The sequence below is a fragment of the Idiomarina abyssalis genome (assembly GCF_900116625.1).
In the GTDB taxonomy this organism is placed as follows: domain Bacteria; phylum Pseudomonadota; class Gammaproteobacteria; order Enterobacterales; family Alteromonadaceae; genus Idiomarina; species Idiomarina abyssalis.
Map to the genome: position 1 here is coordinate 884,028 of NZ_FPBE01000001.1, position 18,022 is coordinate 902,049.

Consider the following 18,022-nt stretch of genomic DNA (forward strand, 5'->3'; position numbering starts at 1 on the left):
CTCCTATTATTTTTTTCCCGGTACATAACCTTTAGTCGCCAATAACTCGCGTAATACGCGCGAACGATACTCACGACGATACAGAACTGCAACAACAATAGTGCTTGAAATGATCAGCATGACGGGGTGTAGAAACCAGGATAAATAGGCCAAAGCAAAGTAGTAGGTACGTAAGCCTTTATTGTACTCGTGGCCGGATTGATCCAGTACTTTGGCTGCATGCATAGCAAAACGCTGACGCTCCTCCTCAGGTTTATTCTCCTGATGGTACTCGACTGAAGCTCCTAACAGCACCGATACAAAGCCAAACTGACGAATTGACCAGGTAAACTTAAAAAAGGCATAGATAAAAATGAGCGCCAGAACCGACAGCTTAAACTGCACTAAAATAGGAACCGTATCCGGACTCATTGGAATTTCATTTAACACCAAAACGACTTCATCGGCATGAGCTAATACAGTAATGACACCAGCCAGCACCAAAATCGTAGAAGATGCGAAGAAAGTGACTGTACGCTCCACATTGCCAATTAAAGACGCATCGGCAACCTGATTGTCCTTGTGCATCACGGCACTAAACCAATCAATTCGTAATGAACACAGGATACTCGATAGGCAGTGAGTGGTTCTGGCACGCTTACGTGCAAACAATGAGTAGCCTATCCAGCAAAAAAAGAAAAACAGTAAAGCGCTAAGATCAAGAAGTGACAGCAACATGTCAGCGTTTCCTATGAAATGATCCATTTATTAAATAGTGTAATGACATTAGTTTACCAGTTTATGACCGCCCATACGATAAAGCCGGAGACTTAGCTCCGGCTTTATTTTCTCTTCTCAGGCACTTAGTAGTTTTCTAATGCCTCTTTCGTACTCATATCTTTGGGTTCCGGCGGTTTTGCCAACCCATACCAGGACAACATAGTACGCAAGCCCCGTTTACTATCGGCCAGAATGAGATACAGGCAAGGTATCAACAATAAGGTGATAACGGTGGCAAAGATAATACCGAATGCCAATGATATCGCCATTGGAATCACTATTTTCGCCTGCAGACTCTTCTCCAGTACAATCGGTAGCAAACCAAAGAAGGTGGTCAACGAGGTTAAGGTAATGGCCCGGAAACGGCGACAACCGGCATCCAGAACAGCCTTACGTAAGTCGGTTCCCACTTCACGTGCACGGTTAACATAGTCGACCATAACCAAACTGTCGTTTACCACAACCCCAGCCAGCGCAATGATACCGAACAGACTCAAAATGCTAACCGGCATACCAATTACCCAGTGCCCGATAACCGCACCGATAACCCCAAAAGGTATCACCGACATAATGATCAACGGCTGACTGTATGATTTCAATGGAATAGCCATTAGCGCATAGACTGCAAACATCGCCAACAAACCACCAATTGCCAACGAACCAGTCGCTTCCGCCTCATCTTGAGTAGCGCCCTGTAATTCAAAGCTGACACTTGGATACTTATCCAGAATAGTCTGGATTTTCTCTTTACGAACCTCTTCGACAATGCGGAAAGGCTCAACTTTATCTTTATCCGCACGAGCACGAACATTCACAGAACGTTGACGGTCTATACGAGTAATGGTGCTGTAACCTTCAGCAAACTCAATATCCGCCAGTTCGGTAAATGGAATTTCAGACCCGTCCGGAGCGCGCAGTTTCATATCCTGTAAGTTACCAACAGACTCGCGTTGATCACGAGGGTAGCGAACCATGACTTTTATTTCTTCGTCACCTCGCTGAATACGCTGTGCTTCAGCGCCATAAAACGCGTAGCGGACCTGTGTGGCCAACTCGGCCAGGTTAATTCCCATAGCTGTAGCTAGTGGCTTAGTCTGTAGCAGAATCTCTTCTTTACCATCCCCAAAGGTATCTTCTATATCGAATACACCGTCGTAGTCGGCAAGCTCGAGTTTCAGTTCATCCGCTGCCGCTTTTAGCTCATCCAAATCTTCGCCTACTAACTGGAACTCAATATCAAAGCCGCTGCCGCCGCCAATACTTCCCTGGAAATTAAGGGCACGTACGCCAGCCAATTCTGGTACTTCTTCACGCCATTGGTTTACGATTTCAAAGCCATCTAGCTGGCGATCTTCACCTTTTTTCAGCTCAACGAAAACCGTACCTGCCGTAGTGCCGTTCATCCAGATATTGGTGTGTCTGACAGCGCCTTCGCCTTCTGTTTCCTTAATGCGATTATCAACTGCCGTCAGAGACTGCTCCACACTATTCAAAACTTCAATAGTTCGTGTTTCTGACGTACCCGGCTGCATTTCTACATTTGCCTGAACAAAGTCACTCGGAATATCCGGGAAGAAAACCCAGCGAACGATACCGCCGCTCATAAGGCCTACCATTAGAATCAGCAGACCAACAAAGCTCGCTAGTGTTGTATAGCGATAATGCAGGCACTTTTTAAGAAACGGTCGGTAATAATTTTCAACGAACGACTTAATGGCACCAGCAAATTTGTTACGGAACCGCTGAAAAGCGTTAGCTTTTTCACCTTCTTGTTTGGAGTACTTCATTTTGCTGATGTGCGCAGGCAGAATCAGCTTTGACTCGACCAGTGAAAACGCCAGACAAAGAATAACGACCCAGGCAATAGACTCCCAGATTGCTCCCATCCCCCCTTCAACCGTTAACATAGGGACGAACGCAACCATGGTAGTCAACACACCAAAGGTTGCCGGCATAGCGACTCGCTTAGCCCCCGCAATAACGTTATCAACTGTCTTGCCGTTTTCTTCTATTTCTGTGTATGCGCTCTCCCCTATGACTATGGCATCGTCCACCACTATCCCTAACACTAATATGAAGCCAAACAGCGATATCATATTAATAGAAACGTCAAACATAGGGAGCGGCATTAATGCAATGGTTCCCAGGAAACAGACAGGAATACCTATCATGACCCAGAACGCCAAACGCAACTGCAGGAAAAGCGACAACATGAGGAAGACCAGCAAACCACCCATCCACATATTGTTGAGCATAAGGTCTAAGCGACCCTGAAGGTAATAGGAGGAATCTCCCCATTGCGCCAGTTGAACCGCATCCGGTAATTCTTTGTTTTTCCGTTCAACGTAGCCGCGAACATACTCCGCAATTTTGAGGTCATTCTGGTCACCAACAGACTGTACCCGGACAAAAGTTGCCGGTTTACCATCAAAGCGGGTATAAGATTCCTCTTCCACAAAGCCATCTTGTACTTTGGCAATGTCATCCAGAGTTAGGCGCGTTCCGTCTGCGCGGCTCAACAGAACAATTTTTTCAAATTCGCCGCCGACATAGGCCTGGTTATTGGCTCGCAACAGAATGTCACCATTCGGTGTTTTAATTGAGCCGCCCGCCACATCAATTGAGGTACCACGCACCGCTTCAACTATTTGCGAGAAAGTCAGTCCATAACGCTCAAGGTCTTGCTGAGAGATCTCAATCGAAATTTCGTAGTCGCGGTCGCCAACCACGTCTACCTTTGTAATACCGCCGACCGTTTTAAGTTCATCACGAACTTCTTTTGCTAACTCCTTTCTACCCCGCTCGTCGAGATCTCCATAGACCGACATCCAAATAACTTGTCGCTGAGGTCGAATCCGGTAGATATTCGGCTTCTCAATTTGCTGAGGAAAGTTAGGAATAGCGTCCACCAGCATTTTGACTTCATCCATGACAACCTGTACATCATAATCAGGCTCCACTTCCAATGTGACGCTACCACCGCCTTCTCTGGACTGCGATGTCATTTCTTCAATACCGTCAACATCTTCAATAGCGTCTTCTATCAGCATAATCACACCCTGTTCTACTTCCTGGGGTGCGGCGCCGGGAAATGGCACCTGAATACTGATAATATTTAATTCAACTTCTGGAAACATTTGCTTGCGCACACTAAATACCGATAACGCACCTGCAACCAGAATGATGATCATTAATAGGTTGGCGGCCACGGTATTGCGTGCAAACCACGCAATAAGGCCTGTCTGTTTTTCTGTCGTCATGATACTTACCCGCCTACATTTTCAGAGTCGGTGTCTTCTTTGTCACCGTCATCTGACTTGGCTGCTGTTTCCATTTGCTCAGGCAAAGGGTCTCCTGGCAAACGAACTTTCATGCCCGGTAAGGCATTTTTGAGCTGAGTAAGCACCACTTTGTCGCCACTTTCCAAACCAGAACTTATTAGGCTCTTGTTGCCTTGCGTACGCACTACCTCTACATCGCGTTTTTCCAGTTCACGGCTTTCCGGAACAATCCATACAGAGCTATCTGGATTCAAAGCATAGGTAGGAACTTCCATCAGACCTTTTGCAGATTCACCTTCAACTTTTGCCTGAACAAAACGGCCATAACGCAATGGCACTTTATGGGTTTCACCGCTCAAATTATAAGGATCAGGAACTTCAACAACACCGTAAATGACACGGCTGTTTTCATCCAGAACGCCTTCGGTGCGGACCAATCTTCCCTGCCAGGTCGCTGACTGACCTGAAACCAGAGACTCTAACTGCACACGAGGCTTTTCTTCAGCAATTGCCGGATCCAGAATATAAGTCATATCAAGGTCGCTCAGAGGTAGGCGAACCTCTGCGGTGCGAGTGTCAAACACCAAGGCTATTTGACTACCCGTTGAAACAAACTGCCCTAAGTTTGCTTCTTTACTTCTTAATACACTGTCAAATGGTGCCTTAATGGTTGTACGTTCTAAGTCACGCTCTGCCTTTGCAAGGTTTGCCTCTGCAGATTCAACCGCCGCGATAGCACTAGCCAGTTGCGGCTTACGTAAACCTAATTCAGGAGCCTTACCGTCTTCAAATGCTGCCCACTCTTCTTCGGCAACTCTTGCCCGTGCTTTCTCCTGCTCAAGTTCCGATTGAGCTTGCAGCAGCGCTGCCCGGGCTTGTTGAACTGCGACTTCATAATCAGAAGGGTCCACCTGAATGAGCATGTCACCTTCTTTGAAAAAACCGCCGGCATTATAGTTATCAGCCACATCGACAATCTGACCGGTAACCTCTGCCACCAGCATAGTGGAATGCTTAGGTCTTACTGTTCCCTGGGAATCAACAATAAAAGTCATGTCACGGGGACTAACTTCGAGAACCTCAACCATTGCTGCAGGTTTTGTCTGGTCGCGTTGTTTTGGAGGCTCAGCGGTCATGCTGGCCAAGACTGATAAAACAATAGCACCCACAATGATTAACGGTGGAATAAAGGCGCGTTTTGGAAATTTCATTTTATTGTTCTGCTCTTATTGATTAATTCACAGCCTTATTATCGCTGTTAATATTGTAAAATGTTAGACGTTAACTGTTGCCAGTTGTGTGAATACGCCGGAAAGTTGTAACTGACTGTTTCAACCCTCCAGTAACCAACGTTCAGCAGCCTCTACATAACGCGGTTTACCCATTAACAGAACCACATCCTGCGACTCCAGTTCTGTATCACTATCGGGCTCAGGAAATTCCTCGTCATCACGTCGCAAAGCTTTCAACTGAACCTGATGCTTGTCCCAGTCGAGTTCATCAATGCGTTTACCGATAGCCCAGGCACCTTCCGGCAAAGTTAACGCCTTCAGAAACTCCAGCTTATCCGAGAGCTCTGGGTCCATATCGGTTTCTGAACCCTGGAAGAAACCGTGCATTTCTCCATAGTGGTTACGACGTTCTTTATCCAGCCGGGCAAGAATACGGCGTATCGGAATTCCGCTACGATTCAACACATGAGAAATAAGCATCAGGCTTGCTTCCAATGTATCCGGCACCACCTGAGAAGCGCCTGCTTCCTGCAGCTGAGTCAATCTCATGTCATCTTTACTGCGCACAATAATGTAAGCATCAGGGTTCAATTGACGCAGTTCTTTCAATACATCCAGGGCGCGTAGATCATCGGCGAAGCTGATAATAATCAAGTCCACCGTTTCAGCTCCTACGGCTCGTAAAATGTCTTTACGGGCACTGTCTCCGAAATAAACCCGGGCGCCACCGGCGACTGCTTCCTGAACCCTCATAGGATCATTGTCGACGGCAATATGCGTAATGCCCTCAGCATCAAGGAACCGGCTCATGGTTTGCCCAACCCGACCAAAACCGCAAATGAGTACTTGATTTTCAAGACCCTCACCGCCCGTTGTGCGTTGCTTCTCAATATCGACTAATGGATCAGGGTGACGAACCACTAGGTTAACCAGGGGTTTAAGACGATGAATGACTATAGGGGTCATGGCCATACTCAGTACGCCAATACCTATCATGCTGGTAACAATTTCTTTACTCAGTAAACCATGAGTGCTTGCTAACGCCACAATAACGAAGCCGAACTCACCCATTTGAAACAGCGAAATACCACTGCCCCAGGCGTCTTCATCTCGCTCACCCATAAAGCGGGCAACCGAGCTTATCAGGGCAATTTTAATCACCGCCATAATAACCAGCGCCAGAAGTATCCAGTGAAAATTTTGAACAAAACCATAAAGCTGAAGCTGCATACCAATGGTAGTAAAAAAGAGCCCCATCAAAATGTCACGAAACGGACGAATATCAGCCTCTAACTGGTGTTTATATTGGCTTTCACCCAGCATCATACCTGCAAGGAAAGCCCCCAGCGCCATGGAAAGCCCAAAGATATGCGTCATACCGCCGGCAACCAGAGCTACCAGTAACGTAGCAAGAACAAAGAGCTCATCGGTTCTCTGTTTAGCTATTTCCTTAAATAAGTAAGGTAATACCCATTTCCCAATAGTCATAAGCACGGCAATAACCGCGGCACCTTTGGCTAAGGCAAACAATAAAGTGGATCCAATATTGCCGTCATCGGATGCTAATAATGGAATGATAATAAGCAGAGGAACAACGGCTATATCCTGAAAGAGCAGAATAGCAACAGTCATCTGCCCTCGCCGGGTGGAGGTTTGCGCACTCTCTTTCAACTGCTTAATAACAACCGCCGTCGATGACAGAGCCAGCGCACCCGCTATTGCTAACGAAGCTGCCCATTCATCTAACCAAATAAAAGCTATAAGCAAGAATACCAGCAGTGAACCAAGAACCTGTGCCGCCCCTAGTCCGAATACCCAGCGTCGCATTGCAATCATTTTAGGCAACGAGAACTCCAGACCGAGCGAGAACAACAGCAACACAATTCCCAACTCTGCGACCAGATGATAGTCATCGGGATCGGCTATCCAGCCCATAACATCTGGACCGGCGATAATGCCTGCAACTAAGTAAGCCAAAATTGCTGGTAACTTAATTCTTCGGAACAACCAGACCAGAATCACGGCAACGGCCAATAGAAGCAGAAGACTGGAAAAAGTACCGTTCATTCAGAAGCTCCCGAATTGTTTTGTTTTTGTAGTGTCAAAATAGTAACACTCTTTTGTTTCAGAAAAACTAGCTCTTATAAAGTTTTGTAAATTATAAAGATTTTAATTCTGGCTCGAATTTTGCAGAGTTAATTTCAATTATTAAATTCAGGCACAAAGGTTTGTCATGTTAAACAGAGCTGTCGCTAAAGCTGAGAGTAAAACAACTGAGAACAAAACTCAGGCGATTATCAGTCAGTTAACATCATCAACAGAACTAAAGTCCAAGTCGGCTCCGCTCAGCGAACGCTTGCAAACCTCTCTCGACTTAAATCAAGTGCTGTCAATTTATGCCGAATATATGCTACAACGACTGCCTGTTAGCGCATTACAATTCATCTCAGACGACCAAATTATTAACCTGGTTGGTAATTACCAAGACCAAAATAGTGAGTACTCGGTCATGCTTTACGCTGATAACGAATACTTAGGACAAATGGTCTATCAATTTAAACGCCCCCCTTCCTACGTTAATAAAGTACGGCTGGAACAAATGCATAAACACCTGACTTTCCCGCTGAGAAATGCAATACACTTTTCTCGTTTACGGAAAGTTGCGGTGCGCGATCATTTAACCGGATTAGGCAACCGCGCTCTGTTAGACGAGACTTTAGAGCACCTCAGCGCTCGTCTAAAACGGGACAACAGCCAGTCTCATATTGTTATGCTACTGGACATGGACGGCTTCAAAGCGGTTAATGACCGCCATGGCCACCAACAAGGTGACGAAGTGCTTAAGCAGTTTGGTCAATTACTACAACAGCAGCTACGAGATACAGACCGAGTGTTTCGTTACGGTGGTGACGAGTTCGTACTTATACTAGAAAACACTCAACCGGAACAAGCCGAGGAAGTGTTCCTACGCATACGTAATGCGCTTAATAACGACATTAAACTTGCCACTTTTAACATTGGGGTCAGTGCCGGCAGCCTGGCCATGGAAAGCTTCCACAGCGCACAAGACATTATTGATGAAGCCGACAGACGTCTTTACGCCGCTAAAGTAGCGGGAAAAGATCAGCATTTGAGTTAAACCACACCGGCTCCGGCAAACTGATAGTGTCCTCAGTCTGAAAACTAAACCAACCCATACCGGCAACCCAAAGGTATTTTTCATTAAGTTCGAGTATGGGCCGTCTTTGTCTTAACCAGGGCGGAACACCGGCTTGCTTTAGCCATTCTTTAAGTTTTTTCCGCCCCTGACGCCCAGGCTTTGCCAGTTTTTCCGCGGGCAATGAAAAGGTAAGTTTTAGCTGATTACTGCCCTCGACAAGCTCAGTCGGGACAGTCAGTTTACCCCACTTGCCCAAGTCGATGTTCGTTTCAGTTACTAAAGAATCACCGGGTAATTTGGCTAGCTTAACGTCACACCAAAGTGCATGCTGAAAATACCGTACAACGTAACCGTCACACTGTATTTGTAGCTGACTGTCATCGCTGGCCGTAAGTGCCTGACGACGGATTTGTTCTAGCTGCTCGTAACTTGGTAATGGCTTTTTCTGCTCTTGCAGCCAAGTGCGTAGCAAGGCACGTTGCATTGCTTCTGAGCGTTGATTTAGTAACAAGAGAGGAAAGTGATGGGTATGGCTCTGTTGGTTATGTAGTTTTTCTAACAACAGTTCATCCATAACCTGCTGTTGTTCAGCACAAAGCTTTGCGGCACGCAAAACACTTTGACCAAACTGAGGCCAACGTTGTTCCAGTACAGGAACGACATCATGCCGGAGAAAGTTTCGCTCAATGCTTGTATCGTAATTGGTATCGTCTTCTATCCAGGTCAAATTACGCTGCGTTGCGTAATCTAAAATTTGTTCTTTACTGACACTCAGCAGAGGTCGACATAATCGACGGTTTCCTGCCCACGGCTGAATACGTGCCATAGAAGACAAGCCCTTAGGACCGCTGCCACGTTTTAACTGCAGAAAAAAGGTTTCAATTTGATCGTTACGGTGCTGACCAAGCAGTAGCACGGTGTCATTTTGAGTCAGTTCAGCCATCCGTTGGTAGCGCCCTTCACGACCTGCGGCTTCTTTGCTCTGCCTGTTTGCAACAGGCACATCGAGTGGCTCAAAAATGGTTGGAATACCGTAAGCTTTTGCTGCTTCCTCTATGGTCGAGGACCAGTCAGCAGAGCTTGGATGGAAACTGTGATCCAGATGAATCGCCAGGTAGTCATACTGAGGATGTTGCTGACGATAACGCATCAGCAAATCAAGAATGGTTTGTGAGTCAGCCCCACCGCCCAGAGCAGCAACTAATTGCTGCCCCGGCTTTAATGCGAGAGATTCTAAAGCGTCACAAAATAGGTCGTATAGACCGTCAACCGTCATTGGAAATTAGCAGTAACCGAAAGACATCAGTTTACGATAACGCTGGTCCAGCAACTCTTCGTGGCTTAGGTCTTTTAGGCTTTCTAAGTCTGACACCAACTGCTGCTTCAGTCGCGTTGCCATTTCTTCCTGATGGCGATGCGCACCGCCCAGAGGTTCAGGAATGATAGCGTCGATTAAACCGAGCTCTTTACTACGCTGCGCAGTTACCCCCATAGCTTCTGCTGCTAAAGGTGCTTTACTGGCACTTTTCCATAAAATTGAGGCACAACCTTCAGGAGAAATAACCGAGTAGGTACTGTACTGCAGCATATTAACCCGGTCGCCAACACCAATAGCCAGTGCTCCTCCAGAGCCGCCTTCGCCTATAACAGTACAAACAATTGGAACGGTTAAACGAGCCATAACTTTTAAATTACGAGCAATTGCTTCACTTTGTCCGCGCTCTTCAGCACCAATCCCAGGATACGCACCGGGCGTATCAATAAAGGTTACTACCGGCATATTGAAACGTTCAGCTGTCTCCATAAGACGCAATGCTTTCCGATAACCTTCCGGTTTTGGCATACCAAAATTACGGCGGATTTTTTCTTTCGTTTCACGCCCTTTCTGCTGACCAATAACCATCACCGGCTTGCCATCCAAACGTGCAATACCACCGACAATTGCTTCATCATTAGCAAAAGAGCGATCACCCGCCATTTCATCAAATTCGGTGAAGATCATACGGATATAATCAAGCGTGTATGGACGTAGCGGATGACGCGCCAGTTGTGCTACCTGCCACGCACCGAGATCAGAGAAGATTTTCTCTGTCAGTTCCTGACTTTTTGTTGTCAGTCGCTGGACTTCTTCTTCCAAGTTAAGATCCAGTTGCCCGCGGTCGCCAACAGATTTCAGTTCTTCAATCTGCGCTTCAAGTTCTGCAATCGGCTGTTCAAAATCCAGAAAATTAAGGCTCATTCGCTGTCATTTCCTTTAAAATTCGAGTGAAACTTGCTGAGTTCCCAACAAGTTCTGTAATTCGTATAGTAGTTCATCAGACGGATTCACATACCATTGTGCGCCAACATTTAAAGTGGCTTCAACACGTTCCGACTGATACCGCATTTTTATCGGGCAAGTCCCTTCAGCAAAGGGTTTTAATAGCTTTTCCAGTTTGCTGGCAAGGCCATTAGTGAGCTGCTCATCGGTGACTGTAATTGCTATGTGTCTGAGATACGTTTCCCGAGCCTGCTCAATTGCCATCACTTCTCTGGCTGTCATTGTATTGCTATTACTGAAGTTATCAAATCTGACCTCACCTTTTACCCACAAAATTCGGTCTTTTTCTAGCAATTCTTGATAACTTTCGTACTCATTGCTGAATAAACGCACATCCATGCGCGCTGTTTTATCATCTAAAGTAACTATAGCAAAACGCTGACCACGTTTATTGGTCAATACGCGAATATCGATGACCAGCCCCGCAATTGCGATACTTTCATCTTTGCGCGTAGGAGTCACACTGGACAGCGTGCTATTAATGTAGTGCTTGAGCTCTTTACGAAAGCGATTGATCGGGTGTCCGGTTAAATATAACCCCAGAGTATCACGCTCACCCTCTAACCATACCGCTTCTGACCATTTGCGCACGCTGACAAACTCTTGTTCAACCGCTTCGGGTTCGGTCGTCAGAACCCCAAACATGTCAGACTGACCAATTTTCTCAGCATTAAGGTGCTGCTCTGCCTGGCGAATCGCTTTTTCCAACGTTGCCATCAGCGCTGCACGGTGCGGTCCAAGGTTGTCCATTGCGCCGGCGCGAATTAAGCGTTCGAGAATACGCTTATTCATGCGCTTCAGGTCAACCCGACAACAAAAATCGAATAAATCCCGAAACGGACCACCCTCTTGTCTCGCCTGAATGATCGATTCAATAGGACCTTCACCGACACCTTTAATGGCCCCAATCCCGTACACAACTCGCTGCTGCTCGTCGACAGTAAACTTGTACTCACCTTTATTCACATCGGGTGGTAATAAATCAAGCCCCATGCGTTCGCATTCATCAGCTAAAGTGACAATTTTATCGGTATTGTCCATGTCTGCTGACATCACCGCAGCCATAAACTCTGCGGGGTAATGGGTCTTCATCCATAAAGTCTGGTAAGAAACCAACGCATAAGCGGCAGAGTGCGACTTGTTAAAGCCATAACCGGCAAACTTCTCAACCAAATCAAAGATTTTCATGGCCAGTTCAGGGTCGATGTTATTTTTAGCGGCCCCTTCACGGAAAATCTCGCGCTGTTTGGCCATTTCCTCTGGCTTTTTCTTGCCCATTGCGCGACGTAATAAATCTGCACCACCAAGCGTGTAACCTGCCAGAACCTGCGCTATCTGCATTACCTGCTCTTGATACAGAATAACCCCGTAGGTAGGCTCCAGTATCGATTGCAAGCTATCATGCTGATACTTAACATCCGGGTAAGAGATCTCTTCACGACCGTGCTTTCGGTCGATAAAGTTATCAACCATTCCCGATTGCAATGGCCCCGGACGAAACAGCGCAACCAAAGCGATAATGTCTTCAAAAGAGTCCGGCAGAAGCTTTTTAATCAGCTCTTTCATGCCACGAGACTCTAACTGGAAGACCGCCGTTGTTTCGGCCTTCTTCAATAATTTAAAACAAGCCGGATCGGTTAAATCAATTGCGGTAATATCTATAGGGTCTTTGCCACTTTTAGCGTGGCGCCGGTTTACCATGTCCACAGCCCATTGGATAATGGTCAACGTTCTGAGGCCTAAGAAGTCAAACTTAACCAGGCCCGCTGATTCAACATCGTCTTTATCAAATTGAGTAACCGGGTTGTTGCCTTCATCGTCACAATACAGTGGCGAAAAGTCAGTTATTTTGGTTGGAGAAATAACCACACCACCAGCATGTTTACCGGCATTACGGGTCACACCTTCCAGAATACGGGCCATATCTATAATGGCCTTAACTTCTTCGTCTTGCTCGTACGCAGCACCAAGTTGAGGCTCTACCTCAAAGGCTTTAGCCAGAGTCATGCCCGGGTCACCCGGTACCAGCTTTGAAATTCTGTCGACAAAACCGTAAGGATGGCCCAGCACCCGGCCAACGTCACGGATGGCCGCTTTAGCCGCCATGGTGCCAAAAGTAATAATCTGCGAGACCGCTCCACGCCCATAAAGATCAGCTACGTGGTCAATAACCTCGTCACGGCGATCCATACAGAAGTCGACATCGAAATCGGGCATGGAAACCCGTTCTGGGTTTAAAAATCGTTCAAAAAGCAGGTCAAACTCAAGCGGATCAAGATCGGTAATTTTAAGCGCATAAGCCACTAAAGAGCCCGCACCCGAGCCCCGGCCCGGTCCTACGGGTATACCGTTATCTTTACTCCACTGAATAAACTCCATAACGATAAGAAAATAACCGGGAAAGCCCATATCGTTAATAACGCCCAGCTCGCGTTTCAGCCGTTCATCGTATTCAGGACGCTTTTGTTGCCGCTCCTCCGGGTCTGGAAATAAAAACTCTAAACGCTCTTCCAGACCTTCTTCTGAAGCTTTGATGAGAAATGCTTCAGTAGTCAGGTCGCCCGTTGGAAACTTGGGAAGAAAATACTCCCCTAAACGCACAGTAACATTACAGCGTTTGGCTATCTCAACCGTGTTTTCTATTGCTTCAGGAATATCAGAAAACAGCTCTATCATTTCTTCGCTGGAACGAAGGTACTGCTGCGGAGAATATTTTTTAGGACGGCGCTTGTCTTCTAGCTGGTAACCGTCATGAATGGCTACTCGAATTTCGTGCGGGTCGAAGTCTTCTTCTTTAAGAAAAACAACTTCGTTAGTCGCAACGACAGGGAGTTCCGTTTGACCAGCTAAGGCAACCGCTTTATGCAGGTAATCTTCTTCCTGAGGACGCCCTGTACGCACCAACTCAAGATAATAGCGATTTGGAAAGTACTGCTGATAAAAATCCAGAGCAAGATCAAGTTGACTGTCATGCCCTTTAATCAGAGCCTGTCCAACATCACCTTGTCGACTGCCCGACAGAAGGATAATGCCTTCGTTATGCTCTTTGAGCCAGTCTTTGTCGATAACTGGCTTACCTTTAATATTACCTCTTAAATACGCCTTTGAAATCAGCTGTGTAATTTGCTGATAGCCTTCATTGTCCATCGCCAGGGCGGTTAACCGAAAAAGCTCGGACTCAGGATAATCTGCCTGAACCCAAAAGTCGCAGCCAATTAAAGGTTTTAACCCTAACTTATGCGCCGCGCCATAGTAGCGGACTAAACCACAAAAGTTCATTTGGTCAGTAATGGCCAACGCCGGCATACCGGCATCAGCAACCGCTTCACAAATGGGCCCAACTTTCGCCAGGCCATCTATCATGGAAAAGTCACTATGAATTCTTAGGTGAACAAAATTTGGTGCAGTCATTTTACGAATACAGTCTGGCTTTTTTCGTTATCATTTTATGGCCTTTATTGTGCCTTAAGCGGCTTTCGAAGTATATCGTCAGTGTAACTTCAGGCGCGGTTTTACCACATGGTTCAGTTTATCAACCATCAACAACAGCAACATTTTCCACCAGCCATGTAGGGCTCTCTGGTGCATCCGGTATAAACTGGCGTAAGCCCAACGCGCCAGCGTGCCTTCAAGCGACATTGATAAACTTTTACTTTGCATCAGGTTGCCAACAGCAGAAAAACGACTTAACGAAACTAACGAGCCGCGATCTTTATACTTAAATGCTTTGGCTGACTTGCCTTTGTATTCACGAACAATATTGTCATACAAGCACTCTGCCATTTGATGCGCAGACTGTGCTCTGGGCGGCACCCAGCGCTCATCATCGATTTTGCAGCCCGCACAGTCGCCTATGGCATAAATACTTTGATCAGATACCGACTGAAGGTACTCGTTAACTTCAATCTGATTATTTTTTCTAACAGTCAGGCCCCATTCCTTAACCACATCCGGCGCCCTGACTCCTGCCGCCCAAACCATTAGGTTTGCCTGAATCGGTTCGCCTTCCGACAGAACCAGTGTGTTTTCTTTAACCTCTGTCACTGGGTTATCCAGAATAACTTCGACGCCAAGCGACTTTAGTTTTTTCTCCACTGACTTCGACAGGCGTTCAGGCAAAGCAGGCAATAATCTTTTACCGGCTTCAATTAAACGTACTTCAAAATGCTTTTGGTCCAGATAAGACAAACCATAAATCGATAGCAACGAAACCGAGTGAATTAACTCCGCTGCCAATTCAACTCCAGTAGCGCCGCCGCCAACGATAGACAACGATAATTTCGTTTCCTTACCATCTTCAATTGACTGATTTACCCGTAAGAATTCATTGAGCAGGTGCTCGTGAAACTCATCTGCCTGGCGCAATGAATCCAGGAAATAACAGTGCTCGCCAACCCCGGGGGTTCCAAAGTCCGCGGTAACACTGCCTATCGCAAGAATTAATCTATCGTAGTGAATGCTTCGCGGCGCTAACACTTCATGACCCTGTTCATCTTTTATCGCCGCTAATTGAATCGACTTTTCATCTTTATCCACCGACTCTAAAGTGCCAACCAGAAACTGGAAGCCTTCGCGAGCGCTTTGCCCGCGATAATCCAGCTCAGCCAGGCGCGAATCTAGCGCACCTGAAGCAACTTCGTGTAATAGCGGTTTCCATAAATGAGTGCTATTACGATCAATTAAGGTAATCTTTGCTTTCTTTTTACGACCCAGCTTTCTCCCCAGCATGGTCGCTAATTCCAGTCCACCTGCACCACCACCAACAATGACAATCCGTTCTTGCATTTGTGCCTCGCCTATCTGCAGATAATAAAAAAGCCACTGACGATGATAACGCCAGTGGCTTTAGATAACGACTGTTCAGTCGAAATTATTTCAGTATGACTTAGTCGATACTTGGGTCTGTCAATCCGCGACGTTCAAGCAGAGCTTCAACAGTCGGTTCCTGACCGCGCCAGTCGATGTACTGTTGCATTGGGTCTTTGCTGCTGCCCTGTGACAGAATTTCCTTACGGAAAGCCTGACCATTTTCAAGACTCAGACCACCGTTATTGCCCATGTGTTTGAACGCATCGGCCGCCAGTACTTCACTCCACATGTAAGCGTAGTAACCCGCTGAATAACCGCCGGCAAATACGTGAGCAAAATAAGTCGAACGATAGCGTGGTGGTACCGCTTCAACGGCTACACCGTTTTTCTCCAGTGCCTCTTGCTCAAATGCCGCAACGTCGTCAATCTCAGTTCCTGGCTCCACAGTGTGGTATTCAAGGTCAAGTAATGCAGCAGAGAGATACTCTAAGGTATCAAAGCCCTGGTTGAAGTTACGTGCATCCAGTACTTTTTGCAGCAGTTCGTCAGGTATCTGCTCACCGGTTTCGTAATGCTTCGCATACTTCGCGATAACTTTTTCGTTCAGTGTCCAGTCTTCCTGGAAAGTGGATGGAAACTCGACGTAGTCACGAGGTACTGAAGTACCAGCCTGAGACGGGTATTTAACGTCAGAGAACATACCATGCAAGGCATGTCCCATTTCGTGGAACATAGTTGATACCTCATCAAAGCTGATTAAGGTTGGTTCACCTTCCGGCGCTTTAGTGATGTTCATGTTGTTCAGGATAACCGGCTTCTGGTTCATCAGCTCAGACTGAGTACGGAATGAGCTCATCCAGGCACCGCCACGCTTGCTGTCGCGAGTAAAGTAATCGGCATAGAACAAGCCAATACTTGAGCCGTCAACGTCTTTTACTTCATACACAACCACTTCGTCATGATAAACCGGAATGTCGTTGCGCTCTTCAAAGGTGATACCAAACAATTGGTTCATTGCGTAGAAGACACCGTCTTCTAATACGCGGTTAAATTCGAAGTATTGTTTTACTTCGTCTGCGTCAATTGCGTATTTCTCTTCACGCACTTTCTCAGCGTAATAGAACCAGTCCCAAGGCTTCAATTCGAAATCTTCGCCTTCGGCTTCAATCATTGCCTGAATTTCTTGCGCTTCTTTCTCTACGTTGCTGACAACAGCCGGAACCAGGTCACGCAGCATTGACTGAGCAGCTTCTGGAGTACCCGCCATGTTATCGGCTAGTACGTAGTCACCCCAGCTGTCATAGCCTAATAGTTTTGCTTTATCGGCACGAAGCTTAGTTAAACGCTGAACCATAGGACGAGTATCAGTCGCGGTATTACCTGAGCCACGATTCGCTGAGGTTTCCCAGATTTTCTGACGTAATTCGCGATTTTCCAGATCAGTAAGAATTGACTGACGAGTGGTGTTTGTCAGAGTAATTGCATACTTGCCTTCCATATCACGACTTTCTGCCGCACTTGCCAAAGAAGCAATCTGGCTGTCGCTTAATCCGGCCAACTCTTCTTTAGTATCTACGACAATAACGTTTTCCTGCGTCAACGCCATCAAGCTCTTCTGGAACTCAGTGGTTAAACTTGAAAGTTCCTTGTTGATATCCCGGATTTGCTGCTTTTGCTCATCGTTCAGTTCCGCACCAGCACGAACAAAGCCTTTATAAGTGTCTTCCAGCAAACGCTCAGACTCTGAGTCCAGCTCTAGCGCATCACGGTTATCAAATAACTGCTTAACCCGCGCAAATAAGTCTGCGTTAAGCATGATATTGTCACGGTGCGACGCCATCTTAGGTGCTAACTTACCTTGTAAGTCACGAATTTCATCGCTGCTGTTAGAAGATGAAAGGTTATAAAATACTGAGCTTACGCGGCTAAGAATTTCTCCCGCTTTTTCCATCTCAACAATGGTGTTTTGGAACGTAGGATCTTCTGAGTTTGTCGCAATAGCCTCAATCTCGGCCATGTGCTCTTCCATACCACGCTCAAATGCAGGTTCAAAATGTTTGAACTCAATGGCATCAAAATTAGGAGCTTGATAAAGCAATGAGCTTGCCTCGAAGAAAGGGTTTGATGCTGTTGCTTGTTGACTGCTGTCAGCAGATGCAGCTTGGTTTTCAGTAGTTGATGAGTTATTTGCATCACTGCAAGCTCCCAACGATACTGCTGCGCCCACAGCTACAGCCAGTAAAGTTTTACGCATGGGTATCTCCCGTTGTCTTTGTTATGTCATTGTGATTTTGGTGACAATACTCTAGCCCCAGGAAAGCTTTGGCTCAAGAGTTAAACGGCAAAAAGCATGATCTGCAGGGTAAAAATGTGAAACAAACTGTGATCACGGAAATACAGGCGTACTGTAATGGACAAAATGGGAAAGCAAAGCTATAAAACAGGGAGATTAAACAGAATA

Annotated in this window: 10 protein-coding genes; 1 reads left to right on the plus strand and 9 read right to left on the minus strand. The window is 46.4% G+C overall.

Features of this window, described 5'->3' with window-relative positions:
- Window positions 1–6 precede the first annotated feature (6 nt).
- From BM359_RS04375 to BM359_RS04390, 4 genes are all read right to left on the minus strand, one after another.
- Window positions 7–717, minus strand: coding sequence for a DUF599 domain-containing protein (locus tag BM359_RS04375; protein ID WP_054488304.1), 711 nt, complete (start codon window positions 715–717; stop codon window positions 7–9).
- A 125-nt stretch (window positions 718–842) separates the two neighbouring features.
- Window positions 843–4,019: an efflux RND transporter permease subunit gene (locus BM359_RS04380; RefSeq protein ID WP_054488306.1), complete on the minus strand. Its 3,177-nt coding sequence runs from the start codon at window positions 4,017–4,019 to the stop codon at window positions 843–845.
- 5 nt (window positions 4,020–4,024) lie between these two features.
- A complete protein-coding gene (locus BM359_RS04385; RefSeq protein ID WP_054488308.1) occupies window positions 4,025–5,251 on the minus strand; it encodes an efflux RND transporter periplasmic adaptor subunit in 1,227 nt (408 codons plus the stop codon).
- Between the two features lie 120 nt (window positions 5,252–5,371).
- On the minus strand, window positions 5,372–7,339 hold the full coding sequence (locus BM359_RS04390; protein ID WP_054488310.1) for a monovalent cation:proton antiporter family protein: 1,968 nt from the start codon (window positions 7,337–7,339) through the stop codon (window positions 5,372–5,374).
- Window positions 7,340–7,505: 166 nt separating this feature from the next.
- Between BM359_RS04390 and BM359_RS04395 the strand changes: the two genes are divergently transcribed.
- Window positions 7,506–8,411: a GGDEF domain-containing protein gene (locus tag BM359_RS04395; protein WP_054488311.1), complete on the plus strand. Its 906-nt coding sequence runs from the start codon at window positions 7,506–7,508 to the stop codon at window positions 8,409–8,411.
- On the opposite strand, the gene tilS is transcribed toward BM359_RS04395, so the two are convergent.
- From tilS to BM359_RS04420, 5 genes are all read right to left on the minus strand, one after another.
- Window positions 8,377–9,708, minus strand: a complete 1,332-nt coding sequence (gene tilS / locus BM359_RS04400; protein ID WP_054488312.1) for a tRNA lysidine(34) synthetase TilS — start codon at window positions 9,706–9,708, stop codon at window positions 8,377–8,379. The two genes, BM359_RS04395 and tilS, sit on opposite strands and share 35 nt — an antisense overlap.
- A gap of 6 nt (window positions 9,709–9,714) precedes the next feature.
- On the minus strand, window positions 9,715–10,671 hold the full coding sequence (accA, locus tag BM359_RS04405; protein WP_054488314.1) for an acetyl-CoA carboxylase carboxyl transferase subunit alpha: 957 nt from the start codon (window positions 10,669–10,671) through the stop codon (window positions 9,715–9,717).
- A gap of 15 nt (window positions 10,672–10,686) precedes the next feature.
- Window positions 10,687–14,163: a DNA polymerase III subunit alpha gene (gene dnaE, locus BM359_RS04410; protein ID WP_054488316.1), complete on the minus strand. Its 3,477-nt coding sequence runs from the start codon at window positions 14,161–14,163 to the stop codon at window positions 10,687–10,689.
- A gap of 78 nt (window positions 14,164–14,241) precedes the next feature.
- Window positions 14,242–15,537: an NAD(P)/FAD-dependent oxidoreductase gene (locus BM359_RS04415; protein WP_054488318.1), complete on the minus strand. Its 1,296-nt coding sequence runs from the start codon at window positions 15,535–15,537 to the stop codon at window positions 14,242–14,244.
- A gap of 100 nt (window positions 15,538–15,637) precedes the next feature.
- A complete protein-coding gene (locus BM359_RS04420; protein ID WP_054488320.1) occupies window positions 15,638–17,815 on the minus strand; it encodes a M3 family metallopeptidase in 2,178 nt (725 codons plus the stop codon).
- Between the last annotated feature and the right edge of the window lie 207 nt (window positions 17,816–18,022).